This window comes from Microcoleus sp. Pol1C5 (assembly GCF_036701115.1).
Taxonomy (GTDB): Bacteria; Cyanobacteriota; Cyanobacteriia; order Cyanobacteriales; family Microcoleaceae; genus Microcoleus.
In genome coordinates, this window is record NZ_JAUBQE010000042.1 from 42,414 (window position 1) to 57,955 (window position 15,542).

Genomic DNA, 15,542 nt, shown 5'->3' on the forward strand with positions numbered 1-15,542 from the left:
AGTATTTTACCGCACAGTGCGCCAGATTGTAAATCTTTATAAAAAAGAAGTTTGATTTTCTTCAGATTCCAAAGTGGTCTTAAATCCCCCTGCTGGAGTCCACTGGAGGGCTCCGTCGCGCCCTGTCCAGAATATCTGAGTTTTGCTTTGGCGCAGTTGGGCTGCGGTTTCTGGGTCGATTTCGTCAGCAGATGCGATCGCCACTTGCGGCCCAACTGCGCCCAATAACTCAGCCGTCAGGGCTTTTCCTGACCACCACAGCACTTGAGCCGGCTTCAAGGTTCCCGTTGCGACCAATTGTTTTTGCGCTTCCGGTGTCATTTCACCGAGGAGCAACCAAGTTCGATTTCCCACCAGGAATTCTACCACCGGCATCTCCGCATTCACCAACTGCAACCGCGTCGAACCCAGATCAACTGTACTGTTAGTTTCTAAAGGAAAGTAAACGCCTTGGCGAGATTGCACAGCCGTCATAAATTCCTGATTGTTGCCGCGGTGAATTTGTTTCGGAGCCTTGTTATCATAAAATGTTTTAATTGGCAAGCGTTCTAGTAATTTTCCCCAACCACTGCTCAAACCTAAATGACCGTGAGTGGCGATCGCAAAATTCACAGAATTAACTCCTTGCTGCTGCAAAAAAGGCAACACTGTAAACCTTACCGTATTTTCATCACCGCTATTAATTAGCGCCACTTTTCCCCTATCTTGAATTACTAAAACAGGTTCGCCAGATGTCGCCAGCAAAGTAACTTGAAATAAAGATGCTTGAACGTGCCAAGCTGGCAAAACTATGATACTTATTCCCGCCACCAGCGCCAGCGGTAAAATCCAAGCCACAGAAAAAACCGGCAGCGCAATAACTCTGCTTTTCCCCTTCTTCCCTTTCCCTTTTTCCTGGTTTTTACCTCTGACTGCTTCCGGCTTCCGTCTTTTTTCTTCCTTCCTTTTTCTATCCGTTACATCCCGTACATTGCTCGTTGCCGAACTTCCCCCGATCCAAACCCAGCAAATTAAACTGTAAAGCGCTATTAGCTGAAACACCGATACTTGACCGACAGCTACCGAATTACCGGGTAATTGCGAGAAATATTCGGCGATCGCAATTAACCCCTTTGCCGGATAGTCAAGCAGTTGCGCTAAAACACTGCCAGCGGGCGGAAAAATCAATCCAGCTAAAGCGCTAACCATGCCTCCAATACTCAAAATCCACAGCAAAGGAGCCGCAATAATATTAACTAAAATGCTGTAAGGTGATACCACACTAAAAACATAAAGTAACAGCGGTAGCACCCAAACTGAAGCGGCGATCGGAACCACAACAATCGAAGCGATCGCGGGAGGCATCCAGTCCAACTTTGCCATCAGCGGGGGCGTTGTCACGATTAACCCCAAAGTCGCCAAAAAACTCAGTTGAAAACCTAAATCCCAAATCCACAAAGGGTTAACCAGCAGTAAAAGAGTAGCAGCGATTAACAGCAATCCCAGCGGCTTAACTTGGCGGCTCAGCACCAAAGCAAATAATGTTCCAAATCCCATCAAAGCGGCGCGGCATACTGAAGCTTCAAAGCCAGTTAATGCCACTAGCAAAAATAAAGCACCGACGCCCAAACTAAATTGTAATTGTTTGGAAAAACGTCGGGTTAAACCTAGAACTAAAGCCAAAACCATTGAAACTTGAGTGCCGGAAGCTGCGATCGCGTGGGCTAATCCAGCCTGCACAAAATAGTCGCGGATATTGTAAGGTAAATCTACTGCTTGTTTGCCGAGGGCGATCGCACTGATCAAGGGCCCTTCTGGAACATTCAACTGCGATAGTTGCGATCGCACGATCCGCTGCCGCATCGCTTGAATTTTCGATGGCTGCATCCCGCTTGGCTCCAAGAAAGCAGCCGTTTGGCTGTTAACTCGATTTACATCCGCGATCGCATTTTCTCTCCTCCAGTCAATTTGACGGCCTTTGAGCCCTACAAAAGCTCCTTCTCTGGCTAAATATGCTTGAAAATCAAAAGCCCCTGGATTCGACGGCGGCTGCGGTTTGTACAAGGAACCCACAACCGCGATCGTATTGTCGGCGTACAAACCCGTTGCTTGCAGGAGGGGCACTGTAACGTAGAGTTTGCCGGATACTGGGCGGTTTACAAGTGCTCCTCCCTCGCCGCCGTTGATTTCGCTAACTAAATCTGTTTCTAGCCAAAATTGCGATCGACCCGATCGAGTCAATCGAGGCGTACTGACAACTCTACCGCGAACTGTCACTGCCACTTCTTGAGTGTTTCCGCCAGCCGGAATCAGTTTGCTGATGTCATCTATTGCCGGTTGGGGTGATCGAACTGCAAAATAAATGCTAGCTAGAAATGCCACCAAACCTGCTACTGCCCACACCCATTTCGCTCTCGGCAGCATCTCCAACAAACTCAACTCTTCCCTCGCATCTAAGGGTGCTTCAAGAGCATTATCTTTTTGTCTGCTGCGTCTTTTCTTAGTAACTTTGACGGAATTTTTAGTAAAATTTCGCAACAATTTTGGCAGGGCTATCGCCACGGCTATTCCCAAAGCAAGTATCCCGTATCTACCCCAAGGAACTGCTGTAGAAATCAACCCCAAAATGTAGGCAAGACAGAAAATGACACCCGTTGCTTGATTCATTAATTAGTAATTCAGAGGGGGAATATTTCAGGGAAACCGATGCAGGAATTATGCACTCCTTACCCAAGAAACCTGGTTTTTCAAGCGGAGTAAAAAGCTAAACGCCGTGTATTTAGATCAAAAACCTAGTTTCTGGCTACCCCTGCGTAAGTTATGGGAAAATTTCTTTCCTTACATTCTTTCCCTTCCCCTTCCCCTTCCTCTTCCTCTTCTAAATAGACAGCCCCAATTTTAAACCGAAAGCCGCGTGCAGCACCATAAGTGCAAGGGCCGTCGTGCCTAAATAAGCGTGAACTGCCCGCAGTGCTAGCTTATTGCCTCCAAAACCCGTCAGCGAAATCAAGCTGCCAACAGCCAGCAAAACCAGCACTGCCGAACCCGTCCAAAAATGTGGGCTTTCCATGACTGGTTGGTGCTGCATCACCAGCGACAGCAAGCCGCCTGTATAGCCCAAAGCTAGAAACAGAAACATCCACGGTGCAAGCTTGCGGTGATCCGAGCGACTTTTGAGTGCGACATCTTTATCGGCGGCCAAACGTCCCTGCCATCCCGTATACCCGACAAAACTTCCCATCGCCACCACCACTATCCCCATCATTACAGGGTGTCCCCAATGGGTAATTGGTTCGGGAATTCCCAGACTGCGAAATTGACTGGCGATGGGTTCTAGTAGTTCGCTGAGATTTATCATTTGCTTGAGATTCCTAACTTCGCGATCGCTAATTTTGATTTAACCAACAACTTACGCTAAATAGCAATATATCGATCGCGATTTTCAATCACTGTTTCCCGCCATAAGTCTGTATAAAATAAAAGAGCCGAACACAGGAGAAGTGTATTCCCTAGTCTCAGCAGGGGAGCGGTCATTTCAGGTAATTTGAGCTGAGCAGTATCCAGTTTTTTGTGCCCACACCCGTAAGAGGAGGCTATTGCAGACGGCGCTATGATTAAGCCTTACCGATTTTTGCAGCTAATTGCTCAACTGCTCGCCTACGCTTACTCAGCACTGATTGTCAGCTATCTGATTCTGAGACTGATCTTTTGGGACAGGCTGTGGCCGATTGCCTTGATGGGGGATTTTGTTCCTTGGATTTTCTTGCCAATCTTCCTGCTGCCAATTCTAGGGTTTTTTATCATAAAGAAACGCTGGTTCGCGATTCTTTCCTCTGTGGCTGGCATCTGCCTGCTGGGTTGGCTACACGTCACCTACTTTTCTCCCCAGCCGACGAACATCAGTGACTCCCAGCCAACCCTCAAGATTTTTTCTCTCAACCTCGGCTGGCATCACAAATCCCCACAAGCTTTGGTCAACCTAATTGAGGAAGAAAAACCAGACATCATTTGTTTGCAAGAAATTAAGGAGGATTACGCCAAAGAAGTATTCTCTAAGTTGGTCGCATTATACCCGCACCACCTGGGGCGCGGATACCATGTGATTCTCAGCAGATATCCCATTCGATCTTTTCAAAAGTTAAAGCTAGCCGGTGGGAACGAACCACAGGAACGAGCTATTATCGGAATGAACCAGCAAGATGTAGTTCTTTATAACATTTCAACAACCCCACCGTGGTTTCGCAAGCATAAAATTTTGCCTTTCCTCAAAATCCCAGTTTACGAGTACGGCGACCGACCGGCACAAATTCAAGATTTAGTGCGGCGACTCCAGAAAGAAACGCTGCCGACTATTGCTGCCGGGGACTTTAATCTGACTGACCATTCTCAAGACTACTATTATTTGAGAGCGGTTATGCAAGATGCTTTCCGAACAGCAGGACTGGGTTTTGGCTTTACTTTTCCTCACGGGTGGGATCTGAGTTTACTGGTTAAACAGTTAAACTGGAAATTAACTTTTCCCCTGGTGAGGCTTGACTATGTTTGGTATTCTCAGCACTGGGGGGCGAAATCAGCCAAGGTTTTACCGCCAATTGGTTCAGAGCATCTGCCCATGTGGGCTGAACTGCGGATGCGACCGAAATTGGGACGAGTCTAGGGGGTACACAACTCTTTTGTGGGGCGACTACAAGGGCATTGGTGTCAATTTAAGCTCCGGGCGAAGATCGTGATACTGTTGGCGAATCCGTGAAGGGTGACTCCTCACATTTGCTCCCATCACACCCCTCTTAGATCGTGTTCGGATAATTGCCCGCAATTAATTTTTCTATCCTTCTTCCTCTTTCTTCTTCCTTTTTGGGGTACTTGGCGTACTTGGCGTTTTGGCGGTTCATTATTAAACCACCAAAGAAACAAAATATTGATGCGCCAACAGTCTCATGGAATTCGCGACTATACAAACAGGGAATTTTAGACAAATGAAGATGTTTTCAACAAAGCACAGACTAATTGCTCGAATTAAGCCTTACCGACTTTGCAGTTGACTCCTGAATCGCCCGTATGCCATAGCCCTCGGTCTGCGCTTCACCCAATCTTCACAACCTCATCCTCACTGTGGATGTTAAATTCTACCTCCCTGCTTAAAGTTAATTTCAATTCCTTGACTTTTGAATGCCAAAGTGAGAAATTAACATCGCAGCCGACGAGCAGTCGCACTTCTAAATTTTGCTAATGGCTCTCAAGGGAGAATCAACTGCTGAAAAAAAACTAGAGGTTCCAAGTTTGACACTTTTTGCATAAAGTATGCCGTCTGCCCGATGAGAGTTCGATCGACTGAGCGTCTCCAGGCACCCTGAGAGCACCCTTGTCTGTTGAGCAGCCATCGCTGTGCAAGACGTGAACCCTCTCAACGAACTCGCTGGGGAGTCTGTTGTAGCAGACAAGCACCGACTTTCTTGCGTCGCCTTCCTCGGAACCGTGCAATCGCTAAACTCGCTGCGCCGTCGTTAAAGTAGCTTCCGAAGGTTGGATTTGATACTTTACGAGATTTGCCAGTTCTTGTAACTGATTAATCGCTTCTGCACCTTCTAGTTTCATGAGTTCGCGGTCGTCCCGCATCTCAGTCCAAGTGATACCGTAATCTGACACTAAAAATCGAATCAGATGGTTGTCCGTCAAACTGACCATAAATGAGGCACTGTTCATCTGACCCCCGCAAGTGTAGCAGGATGCCAGATAACCCCGATGCTCTAGCACGATAGCTAAAGCTTGGAGGTTCATTACCAAATCTTGAACGAATTTACGGTGTTGTTCTGCAAGTCTCAGAAACACAGTTCTCCTCCTATCACCACACCGTGTATTTTACATCCCATTTAATAATTTCTTAATAAGTGGGTATTTAGGTGCTGGTTCAGTATACGTTTAGTATGCTCAAAAAAAATCGGATTAGCGACCTCTTCAGCCTACCTATACTAGATTAACCGAGTTGTGGTCGAAACGAAGTATCAGCAGCGACATTCAGCCAAAACAGGCTCTCGCGGGGGACTCCATCTGGAAAATTTGCCTGCTGTCAGAGCTGATTGGGCCGTCGGAGAGCCCAAAGATACAAATAACTAATGATAGTCATCAAATTAGTTAAGTATAAGAATTCAATCGCCCTGGGGATACTCGTCCCAAAGCGTCGTCGTCTGCCGCAAGCTCCGAAAATCGCCATTCCCCAAAATCAAGTGATCGAGCAGCGGAATCGACAAGAACTGCGCTCCCGCCAGCAACTGTCGCGTCAAAGCAATATCCTCCGGGCTTGGCTCCACAATCCCGGAGGGGTGATTGTGCGAGATAATCGCCCGCGTCGCCCCTTGGCGGATCACCTCCCGAAATATATCCCGTGGGTGAGCCAAAGTTTCCGTGGCTGTGCCGATCGTAATTACCTGAGTTCCCAGCAGCCGATTTTTCACATCCAGCAGCACCACAGCAAAGCGTTCCTGAGACTGCCACATCAAATCCTGACTCAGGGCATCCGCCGCTGCTTGCGGAGAGTCAACCACAGCCATTTCCGGCGGCCGCGACTGAAATACCCGCTTCCCCAACTCCACTGCAGCCAAAATCGAAGTCGCCTTAGCAGGGCCAATCCCGTGAATCTGCGTCAACTCCTGAACGCTAATAGTGCGTAGCACAGCCACAGGATCGCGGGAATGCAAACTCAACTGATTTAAAATATACTGTCCGAGCCCGACGGCGGAAAGTTTGCCGGGTCCCTGACCAGTACCCAGGAGAATTGCAATCAATTCTGCAGTCGCCAAACTTTTCGGGCCACCCGCCATCAACCGTTCCCGTGGCCGTTCACTCGTTGGCAAATCGACAATTCTCAAGCTGTAAGTCATAGCTGCACCCGCACCGCAAGCTCAACAATTACATGATTTTAGCCGATCGATTTGCGTTCTTCAATTCGTACAATCACCCAAAAAAGCCTTCATCATTAACCGAGGCTGTTGGCAGATTAAATCTAACGCAGCGTTTCGCAAGCGATCGAGTCTCGATCTCGATCGAGCTTAAATGGATCGCCCGGATATGCCTCTAAAACTCGCTGCGCTTCGGCTTGATTCGCAAAGTCAGAACAGTTGCAATCCGAGTTAACGCAACTCGGAAAATCGGCACTTTTAACCTTCTGTTTAGAAGACTCATAAATAACTTTCTTAGTATCTTCCTTTGGCTGCTGTGCATCAAGAACAATCTCTGCGGTTAGCTCAACAGATTTGACTGAAGATGGCAATTTGCGATCGGGCCCTGGTTTGGCAAGTGCAGGTACTTTGGCAGAAATTGCAGGTTTCGGTGTTTGTGCCGACGTTTTGACAGTCTCCAACTTGGGTGTCTGCACTGCCAAAAGCGGTGACGGCTTAGCGGTTTGAGATGATACTAGCGGAGCGCTTGGGGCCGGAAGCGCCACTGAAACTTCCTGAGATGGAGGGGGTGCGGTGACGCCAACAAGCACAAACGAAGCCGCCATCAACCCGCCGTACATCGCTATCGATCGCTTGCGGGTTGGTGCGCCAACCCATTTCGGATTAACAATACCCAGGAAGAAGGCAGGGATAGACAATAGAAAGCTTAAGACGAAAAAATTAAACATAGCGATTTTTAGCACTAAAAAAGAGAAGTCATTTAGGACGCCGAAACCGAGTTTCTTTTACCAAAATCCGAGGTGAAGCACGAAGGATATCTGTTTAAACAACCTGAGTTCTTTAATCCCTGTGCGTCAATCCTGAGAAGTTAACTTGCTTATTTATCTGCCGGTCAACTCACAAATCCCTATAATTTACGAAGTAAACTAGAACGTTCGACACCAGACCTTGGTGCAACCGGGTTTCTGAGTGTATTTCTCCTTACTAAGCCCACGATTTTTCCCTACAGTTCGCGATCGCACTCCGACGCCTATAAACCGGGGTTTTTAATTGCAGTAAATGAGTAGAACCAAGTATTTTTCTTAAAAAACTACGTTTCTGGCCCCAACCGACCGTAAGTCCTGATAAAATTTCTTGTAATGCCGCCAAAAAAGTGAAATGCATACCCAGCTATCTTCAGCGCAAAGGTGCGCTTACCCTAAATTCTGGCGATTCAGTTGAGGCCAGCAGCCCGGATGAAACTGGTTGTGGCGTCTTAGGTGCTGTAACCCCAAGCAAAACGAACGAAACTGCCATCAAGCCGCCGTACAAGGCAGCCGATCGCTTGCGAGTTCCCAGTCCCACCCATTGAGGATTTAGCAGACCCAGACAAAAAGCCGGTGTGGAAAACATGAAAGTTAATACAAACAAGCTGGACATCACGCACCTCCTACTAGCGAATTGCAGCGATTAATTACTTTTATCTCCAATTAATAGCTCACAAATCCGCTTAAAAAAGTGGTAATTTAGGATTTATAACTTGAGAATTATTGATGTTTATCAAACAATAATATTTTTTTTTAAATCTCTTACTTTAGGTAGTTGTTAAAAAAATAATAGCTTTCTAGAAAGGTCAAAAATTTAGCTTAAAATAGAAATTAAATTCCTTACTCAAAATATGAAAGTCCGCTTTAATGTAGTGCGCCAAAATCAAAACGAGGCTCCTCGGATTCACACTTACACCCTAGATGTGGAAGAGAGCAATACCATCCTAGACTGCCTCAACAGTATTAAGTGGGAACACGACGGCACTTTAGCTTTTCGCAAAAATTGCCGCAATACAATTTGCGGCAGTTGTTCTATGCGAATTAACGGTCGCTCAGCATTAGCTTGCAAAGAAAATGTAGCCAGCGAACTCGCAAGACTGCAAAAAATAGCCGATTCCAGCTCAGCAGAAATACCTACCGATTTTATCCCACAAATCACCGTCGCCCCAATGGGAAATATGCCGGTTATTAAAGATTTGGTTGTTGATATGACCAGTTTTTGGGACAACCTAGAAGCAGTTGAACCCTATGTCAGCACCGCCTCGCGAGCAATTCCAGAACGCGAATTTCTGCAAACTCCAGAAGAGCGATCGAAACTCGACCAAACCGGCAACTGCATCCTCTGCGGTGCGTGCTATTCTGAGTGCAACGCCCGCGAAGTCAACCCGGAATTTGTCGGCCCCCACGCCCTCGCCAAAGCTTACCGCACGATCGCCGACTCCCGCGACAGCGAAACCGAAAATCGGCTCCAAAAATACAACGAAGGCACCGCAGGCGTCTGGGGATGCACCCGCTGTTACTACTGCAACTCGGTTTGCCCGATGGAAGTTGCGCCGATGGATCAAATTGGTAAGATTAAACAAGAGATTCTCGATCGCAAAGACGACCAAGCCAGTCGATCGATTCGTCACCGCAAAGTCTTAATCGATCTCGTCAAAGAAGGCGGCTGGATAGATGAGCGCAAATTTGGCATCGAAGTAGTAGGAAATTACTTCCGCGACGTTAAAGGTTTGCTGAGTCTGGGCCCGTTGGGTTTGAGAATGATCGCTCGCGGCAAGTTCCCGCTGTTTTTTGAGCCTTCTGAAGGTACCGAAACGGTGCGGAATCTGATCGAATCGGTTCAAAGTTTAGAAAAGTCAGCAGATTAGGCATGGGCTATCATTTTCCTGGTAAATTACAAGTTGTGCGAGCGCAAAGCTTCCCAAAAGTAATTACTCAAAACTCAAAACTCAAAACTTTTAAATGACTGCTAAAACTCCTCCCTCCCCAAAACCGACAACCCCAAATACCTCAAAACCAGAACCAGCCTTTGGGTGGAATGCCTATGCAGAACAAATCAACGGCAGATTTGCGATGGTGGGATTCGTGGGGCTTTTGCTGCTAGAATTCTTCACCCGCCAGGATTTTTTTACCTGGCTGGGGCTGCGTTAAATTAATCTAAATCAATCAAGAATGGAAGTTGAAAATTTATCGCTCTTTCAGCTTCCATTCTGCTTTTAAGAGTTATTTAAAATACAGTTTATCAAATTAAAAAGGCAAAATTATGGTTTTTATTGTTTCAGATAACACATGAATGTACCAAAGTCGATCGCACTTACTTGTAGTGCGATCGTCCTAGAATTATAGGGACACGGCATTGCCGTGTCCTGACTCCGAAGTTTCGTTTAAACTAATTTCCAGTTGTTTCGCGGACGGTCAAACTGTACTTGCCTCTACCTTTTGGAGGCGGATCGTAAGCATTGACAATAACCCGGTAGCGACCGTTCGCAGACAAGGTAACAGTAAGCTCTGAATTGGAATTTTGCTGCGTGGCATCATCATTTTCTGCAAGTAGCTCGCCCTGGGAGTTGAAAATAGCGAGATAAGTATCAAACTCGGTACTTTCTACGGTAACAACCACTTTCTGACCCTGAGTGCCTTCAAAGGTATACTCGTCGTACAAACTGCTGTCCGAAGGCAGTACAGAAGACTTAGCAGGGCTCAGTTCTCCGTTTTGCTCTAAAATAACCTTAGATGAACCCGCATCAGGACTCGGCGGAGGTTCTACAGTTGGGCTCTGAGTTGGCGAACTCTGTGGTGATGGCGACGGGCTGGGGCTTGCTTGCGCTAAAACAGCCTTGTCAGCCGGCTTGGCGTTAGGTAAATTTTGAGGAATTTCTCCTGAAATGAGGGTGGAAATACTGTTAGCAACTCCACCTGAATTTGAAACTGGCAGGGAGAGAGTCGGCTTACCAGAAAAAGTAGCTACCAGAGCAATTGGCGCGATCGCCCAAAATCTAACTTGACGCATGAATTACCTCGATTTGCAACGAAGAAGGAAGTTCGGCAACGGATGAGTGTAACGGATTTAACGGATGGAAGAAGGAAGTTCGGCAACGAGCAATGTACGGGATTTAATGGATGGAAGGAAGTAGGAAGAAAAATTATTCGACCAATTCCCAATTACCAATTCCCAATTACCTATTCCCGATTACCAATTACCAATTACCCATTTTCACCGGACAGTTAGAGTGTAACGACCCCGGCCCGAAGCATCGTAAGCATTGACAATTACGCGGTAGCGACCCGTAGCGGGCAAAGTAACGCTTAGAAACGCATTTTTAGTCGAATCGCTCGAATCGTCATTTTCTGCCACTAATCGGCTATTAGGGCCAAAGATAGCCACATAGGGATCAAAATCTGTGCTTTCGAGGGAAATGGTTACAGACTGACCCGATCGACCTTCAAAAGTATACTCGCGATACAGACTGTTGTCAGACGGCAATACCGGGCCGCCTGCGACTAAAGCGCCTTCTTCTTGCAAAATCGCCCGAGAAGGCGCGGTAGGAGCACTCGCTTTTAGTTCTAACGTATAAGCCCCTGACTGCCTAGCTTCGTAGGAATTTGCCACTAACGTGTAAGTCCCGTCTGCAGGCAGCCTGACTGTAATTCTGGCGTCTTTACTGCCTGCCCCGTCATCGTCTTGCGCGATTTCGCGCTGGTTGGGCCCGAGCAAAATTAAATAAGGGTCAATTTCTTGACTTTTCATTTCTATTGTGATTTGCTGGCCCGCTTTTCCCTCAAAGGAGTAGAGGTCAAAAAAGCTGTTGTCTGCGGGCAGCACGCTAGACTGGTTGGTGAGTTTGCCGCTGAGGGCGGGCCCGTTTAACGCAACTTTTTGAGGCGATTTGTTGCCAAAGGGCGATCGGGTTTGAGCCACGCGGGGAGCTCGCCCTTCTCGTACCGCTGTCAGGAAAGCGGGTACTTTGTCTGCTGAAATTGCAAAACCGATACCGATATTACCTCCGCCCCGACCGCGAGTAAAAATAGAAGTATTGACGCCGATTAATTCTCCTGAACTGTTTAGCAGTGGGCCTCCTGAATTGCCGGGATTGATGGCGGCGTCGGTTTGAATTAAGCCTCGCTGCTGGTCGATGCGGCTGACGATTCCGACTGTAAAAGTACCTTGAAATTGACCGAAGGGATTGCCGATCGCAAATGCTTGTTGCCCGACTTTCACCGAACCGGGACGGGCTAAAGGAATGGTGGGCAAATTATTTTGACCGCGAATCTTAACCACGGCTAAGTCTAGACCTTCTTCACCAAATCCGACGACATCGGCCACAAGTTTTCTGCCGTCTGACAAAATGATATTGACCGTACCGCCTGCGGCAACAACGTGGGCGTTCGTTAACACCATGCCGTCGGGGCTGATAATTGTGCCACTGCCGTTAGATTTATCTGTATCGACCGTAACAACCGCCGGGCTAGCCTTTTCGTAGACTCGAATATTGGTTTGTTCTTCGACATTTTGGGCGATCGCACCTTGGGAATGCACCGAGTTAAATTCCGTTAAATCTGTTGATTGCCGCACAGGGGATGTCGTAACAACCGCAGCAGTGCTGGCTGTTACCCCAACCGTTAAAATTCCCGATACTGCTAAACTTAGAAGTTTGAAATTCATGGCTATCGATTATTATTTAGCGATCGGTAGCTAGGAATTAGGTTTTGTGGCTAACCTCTAACTACCTTCTCTAATTATTTTAGGACTTGCACCACGGTAGTGACATTTCTCACGCCGGTTCTCCAATTCGGGAATCTGAATCAGGGGCTAAATACTTAAAATTAGCTTGTCGCACCGCAGCGTCCTCATTGCCGTAGAAAAAAGACAGCAAAGCAAAACGCTGGCCGCTAATCACTGGGGTCGCTTCATGCAGCAAAGAACACGAAAAAATAATCGCCGTGCCAGAATCGCCTTTATAACCGTGCGGCGCGTACTCTGGAAACCTTAAAAATCCCCCCGTGTACTCTCCCACATTCAAGTTTAGCGTCATCGCAAACCTGCGGTGCAGCGTAGCTTTGCTAGTGTTGTCGCGGTGCGGCCGAAAATAACCGCCGCTGTCAGCATCGTAACAACCTATCAAATACCGTTCAAACCTAGTGATTGTAAACTGAAAAGCTTTCTCTACTTCCGGCCGCACCCGCCGTAGAATAATCGCATTCAATTGTCGCTGGAAATCCTCATCTTGAATAAAGAAATCTCGGCGCTTCTTAAAAGTGTCGTCGTGCAAGCCAACTGTTTTCCCGTCTATTTGCCTCATAAAACCCGACGGACTGCCACCATTAGCTTTGTACATATCAATCAAAGTACGGCAAGAGGCTTTGTCCAAAACATTAGGAATTACCAACACCGGGGCGTGGCGAGTGGCCGATCGCGCTTCCTCAATAGGGGGCAAAGTTTTGAGAAAATCTAATACTTGCTGGGCGTGTTGGTGCGGTTCGCCCATCGGCAAAATATTAATTACCTGAAGGTTTTCGTTGAGAATAAAAGTTTGTGGTGCATAGTGAACTCCGGCAACTCCATTCTCTTCGACATCTCGGAAAACACCGTACTGCTGACTGACTTTTTTGTCTAAGTCCCAGAAAAATATGAGTGACGGAGCAATTGTTGTCGGTCTGTTTTGTTCTTTGTCTGCTGGGTCAACGCTCACTCCGAACCTCGGTACTTGCAAGATTTGGAATTCTTCTGAAAGCTCTTGAAAGCTTTTGAGGATAACTTGGATTTGTTCAAAAGCTGCGCTGGCCAAGAAAAACAGCACGCTTCGCCGGCCGGCAACCGTTGAGAAATGAAATAAGGGGTTATTTGTAGAAGGAATGGAAAACCAGGGAGCCGGATCTCCTATTTCGAGTAATGGCATCTTGCTGATTTAAGAATTGGGATTTTATATTAAGATTATTATGCTTTCGATTAGTTCCACAGGTTCGGTAGGTCAAAGTAATTTTAAAAAAATTAGCTTTTATTTGTGTATATCTGGGTTGGTCTGGGGTTTTACACTCGCAATTTACAGTTTTTTTTAATCACTTTAGTATCTGAGAATAAGTAGATGGGCATCAATAAACGCAACTTATTTTTTTGCCTGCGGGCACTAGAAATGTTTAGTTTCACCCATCTACTTAGTGTTTGCCTATTTGTCGAAACTGGGGGAATTATCCGGTTGGTCTTCCGGGTATTCTACAGGTCGATACTCCACGTAGTCTGACGGGGGTGCTTCCACGTCGCGGTTGCTGGGGCGAGACCTGGATGATTCCGTAGGACGGGGTTTTTTGGTTCTCGGTGGGGTATCGGAACTGCGGTTTTCCGAAGCCGGGGGGCGACTGCTGCGGCTGCGGGTCGGTCTTTCTTCGGGGTTGTCTGAAACGTCCCAGTTGTCAGACTCTTGGGCAGGCGGGGCTTCGGGGCGAGAGGGACGTTTGCGAGACGACGATCGATCCGGCGACTCAGGCCTGGAGGTGTTAACGCTGCCGTTGCGATTCGAGGGGCGGCGGCGGGGTTCGTCGTCGTAGGCTTCCCGAGAGGAACGGTAGTCTTGGCTGCCTCTAATCCGGGGACGCTGCGGATAGTCTTCCTCTGGTTCTAGCTGTTCCATATCGGCATCGTAGCCGTCGTAACCGTAGGCGTTGCTGACCGGTCGGTCTTCATCTATGTATTGGGCGCGAGTTTTGGCTTGGGCTGTGGTCGCTCCTCGCAGTTTAATGCTTTCTGCTGCAAAAAATATGGCCGAACCGGTGAGCAGAAATTGACCGAATGCCAGAATAGGGTCAAGCCGCCATCCTTGAAATAACAGAATACCGCCGCACAGCAGGCCGACTGCTGCAAAAAAAATATCGTGGTCTCGGGCTAGTTTGGGACGCCACGATCGCAGAAAATACAGTCCTGCCCCTGCTACTGCTAGGATGATCCCTAACAGGCTGCTCCAGTTCAATCCTAAATTGACCATTAGCCTATCTCCTATGTCTTTCCTATGTTAGCGAGTTAGATTTTACATCTATCATTAAGTCTGTCAGCCCGACTGTGCTTTCTGGGGCAGCGTCCGGTCAGGGTTTCAGCTTGGGAAGTGAGTATAATAATGAGTTTAACGGGAAAAAACCTCAGCTTGGCAGTCAACCGAAGGTTTTGCCTTGACAGTTGCTGGCAGCCGAGGTTTCTCGGATCGGGGAAATGCCCGACGTGCAGGCGAAAATTGAGTTTCACGCCGGACTTAAAGACCTGCGGACTTTTTAGGTGCGCTTGATTTTGTCTTTTTGGCTGATGAAGATCAGGGCGACCGTTGCTGGAATCACTACTACCGCCACGCCGACCAGCAGGCTGTACAAAAAGTTCGCGAGAGAAGGAGTCATAGATTCAAAGCCTTTGTTACAACAATTTGATTTTTATTAATTTTATACTTTCGATCGCACCTGTGAAACGGTTAAAATTATGAACGGCTGACTTAACAAAACTTAAAATTTCGAGATAAGACCCATGACTGGTATTACCGTTGCAAGTTGGATTCTGGGATCTGTCCTAGTCGTGATGACCTTGCTGTTTATTTTTCGGATCGTCCTGACTTGGTATCCCGAGGTGAATCTGAGCAAATTGCCGTTGAGTCTGATTGCTTGGCCGACGGAACCTTTTTTAGCCGTAACTCGAAAGATTGTACCGCCGATCGGCGGGGTGGACATTACGCCGATTATTTGGGTGGGTATCTGTAGCTTGCTGCGAGAAATGATTCTCGGTCAGCAAGGGCTGCTGACGATGATGATGTAATAGTCAGTTGGCGGGCATCGGGCATCGGGCATCGGGCATGGATTAGTTCCCACCCACTGCTAACTGCCAACTGGC

General features: G+C 47.5%; 15 protein-coding genes. 4 read left to right on the forward strand and 11 right to left on the reverse strand.

Annotated features, from left to right (window positions below; all coding sequences use genetic code 11):
* Positions 1 to 36: 36 nt before the first annotated feature.
* A complete protein-coding gene (locus QUA23_RS21785) occupies positions 37 to 2,646 on the reverse strand; it encodes a ComEC/Rec2 family competence protein (RefSeq protein ID WP_333078099.1) in 2,610 nt (869 codons plus the stop codon).
* A 211-nt stretch (positions 2,647 to 2,857) separates the two neighbouring features.
* Positions 2,858 to 3,337: a DUF4079 domain-containing protein gene (locus tag QUA23_RS21790; protein ID WP_333041247.1), complete on the reverse strand. Its 480-nt coding sequence runs from the start codon at positions 3,335 to 3,337 to the stop codon at positions 2,858 to 2,860.
* Positions 3,338 to 3,589: 252 nt separating this feature from the next.
* On the opposite strand from QUA23_RS21790, the gene QUA23_RS21795 reads away from it, so the two are divergent.
* Entirely contained in the window at positions 3,590 to 4,636 is a 1,047-nt protein-coding gene (locus QUA23_RS21795) for an endonuclease/exonuclease/phosphatase family protein (protein WP_333078100.1), read from the forward strand.
* An 827-nt stretch (positions 4,637 to 5,463) separates the two neighbouring features.
* Here QUA23_RS21795 and QUA23_RS21800 read toward each other — a convergent pair.
* The 4 genes from QUA23_RS21800 to QUA23_RS21815 all read right to left on the reverse strand — a co-directional run bounded on the left by QUA23_RS21800 (position 5,464) and on the right by QUA23_RS21815 (position 8,294).
* Positions 5,464 to 5,808, reverse strand: a complete 345-nt coding sequence (locus QUA23_RS21800; RefSeq protein ID WP_333078101.1) for a DUF1815 family protein — start codon at positions 5,806 to 5,808, stop codon at positions 5,464 to 5,466.
* A 317-nt stretch (positions 5,809 to 6,125) separates the two neighbouring features.
* Complete coding sequence (radC, locus tag QUA23_RS21805; protein ID WP_333044167.1) at positions 6,126 to 6,857, reverse strand: RadC family protein; 732 nt, start codon at positions 6,855 to 6,857, stop codon at positions 6,126 to 6,128.
* A 122-nt stretch (positions 6,858 to 6,979) separates the two neighbouring features.
* Positions 6,980 to 7,603, reverse strand: a complete 624-nt coding sequence (locus tag QUA23_RS21810; RefSeq protein WP_333078103.1) for an excalibur calcium-binding domain-containing protein — start codon at positions 7,601 to 7,603, stop codon at positions 6,980 to 6,982.
* Between the two features lie 448 nt (positions 7,604 to 8,051).
* Positions 8,052 to 8,294 (reverse strand): hypothetical protein, encoded by a 243-nt coding sequence (locus QUA23_RS21815; protein ID WP_333110507.1) that lies wholly within the window; start codon positions 8,292 to 8,294, stop codon positions 8,052 to 8,054.
* A gap of 238 nt (positions 8,295 to 8,532) precedes the next feature.
* Here QUA23_RS21815 and QUA23_RS21820 point away from each other — a divergent pair, with 238 nt between their 5' ends.
* Entirely contained in the window at positions 8,533 to 9,549 is a 1,017-nt protein-coding gene (locus QUA23_RS21820) for a succinate dehydrogenase/fumarate reductase iron-sulfur subunit (protein ID WP_333078105.1), read from the forward strand.
* 94 nt (positions 9,550 to 9,643) lie between these two features.
* A complete protein-coding gene (locus QUA23_RS21825) occupies positions 9,644 to 9,832 on the forward strand; it encodes a chlorophyll a/b-binding protein (RefSeq protein ID WP_333078106.1) in 189 nt (62 codons plus the stop codon).
* A 238-nt stretch (positions 9,833 to 10,070) separates the two neighbouring features.
* Here QUA23_RS21825 and QUA23_RS21830 read toward each other — a convergent pair whose 3' ends face one another.
* The 5 genes from QUA23_RS21830 to psbX all read right to left on the reverse strand — a co-directional run bounded on the left by QUA23_RS21830 (position 10,071) and on the right by psbX (position 15,058).
* Positions 10,071 to 10,691: a pre-peptidase C-terminal domain-containing protein gene (locus tag QUA23_RS21830; protein WP_333067318.1), complete on the reverse strand. Its 621-nt coding sequence runs from the start codon at positions 10,689 to 10,691 to the stop codon at positions 10,071 to 10,073.
* Positions 10,692 to 10,895: 204 nt separating this feature from the next.
* The gene (locus QUA23_RS21835) at positions 10,896 to 12,344 is read right to left on the reverse strand and encodes a trypsin-like peptidase domain-containing protein (protein WP_333078107.1); all 1,449 of its coding nucleotides are present in this window, start codon (positions 12,342 to 12,344) and stop codon (positions 10,896 to 10,898) included.
* 109 nt (positions 12,345 to 12,453) lie between these two features.
* Positions 12,454 to 13,578 carry a redoxin domain-containing protein gene (locus QUA23_RS21840; RefSeq protein ID WP_333078108.1) on the reverse strand — a complete coding sequence of 375 codons (1,125 nt, stop codon included), beginning with the start codon at positions 13,576 to 13,578 and terminating at the stop codon, positions 12,454 to 12,456.
* Between the two features lie 267 nt (positions 13,579 to 13,845).
* Positions 13,846 to 14,658, reverse strand: a complete 813-nt coding sequence (locus QUA23_RS21845) for a Ycf66 family protein (protein WP_333041931.1) — start codon at positions 14,656 to 14,658, stop codon at positions 13,846 to 13,848.
* A 280-nt stretch (positions 14,659 to 14,938) separates the two neighbouring features.
* Complete coding sequence (psbX, locus tag QUA23_RS21850) at positions 14,939 to 15,058, reverse strand: photosystem II reaction center X protein (protein ID WP_172191671.1); 120 nt, start codon at positions 15,056 to 15,058, stop codon at positions 14,939 to 14,941.
* A gap of 124 nt (positions 15,059 to 15,182) precedes the next feature.
* Between psbX and QUA23_RS21855 the strand changes: the two genes are divergently transcribed.
* Complete coding sequence (locus QUA23_RS21855) at positions 15,183 to 15,467, forward strand: YggT family protein (RefSeq protein WP_006634856.1); 285 nt, start codon at positions 15,183 to 15,185, stop codon at positions 15,465 to 15,467.
* The last annotated feature ends 75 nt before the right edge of the window (positions 15,468 to 15,542 follow it).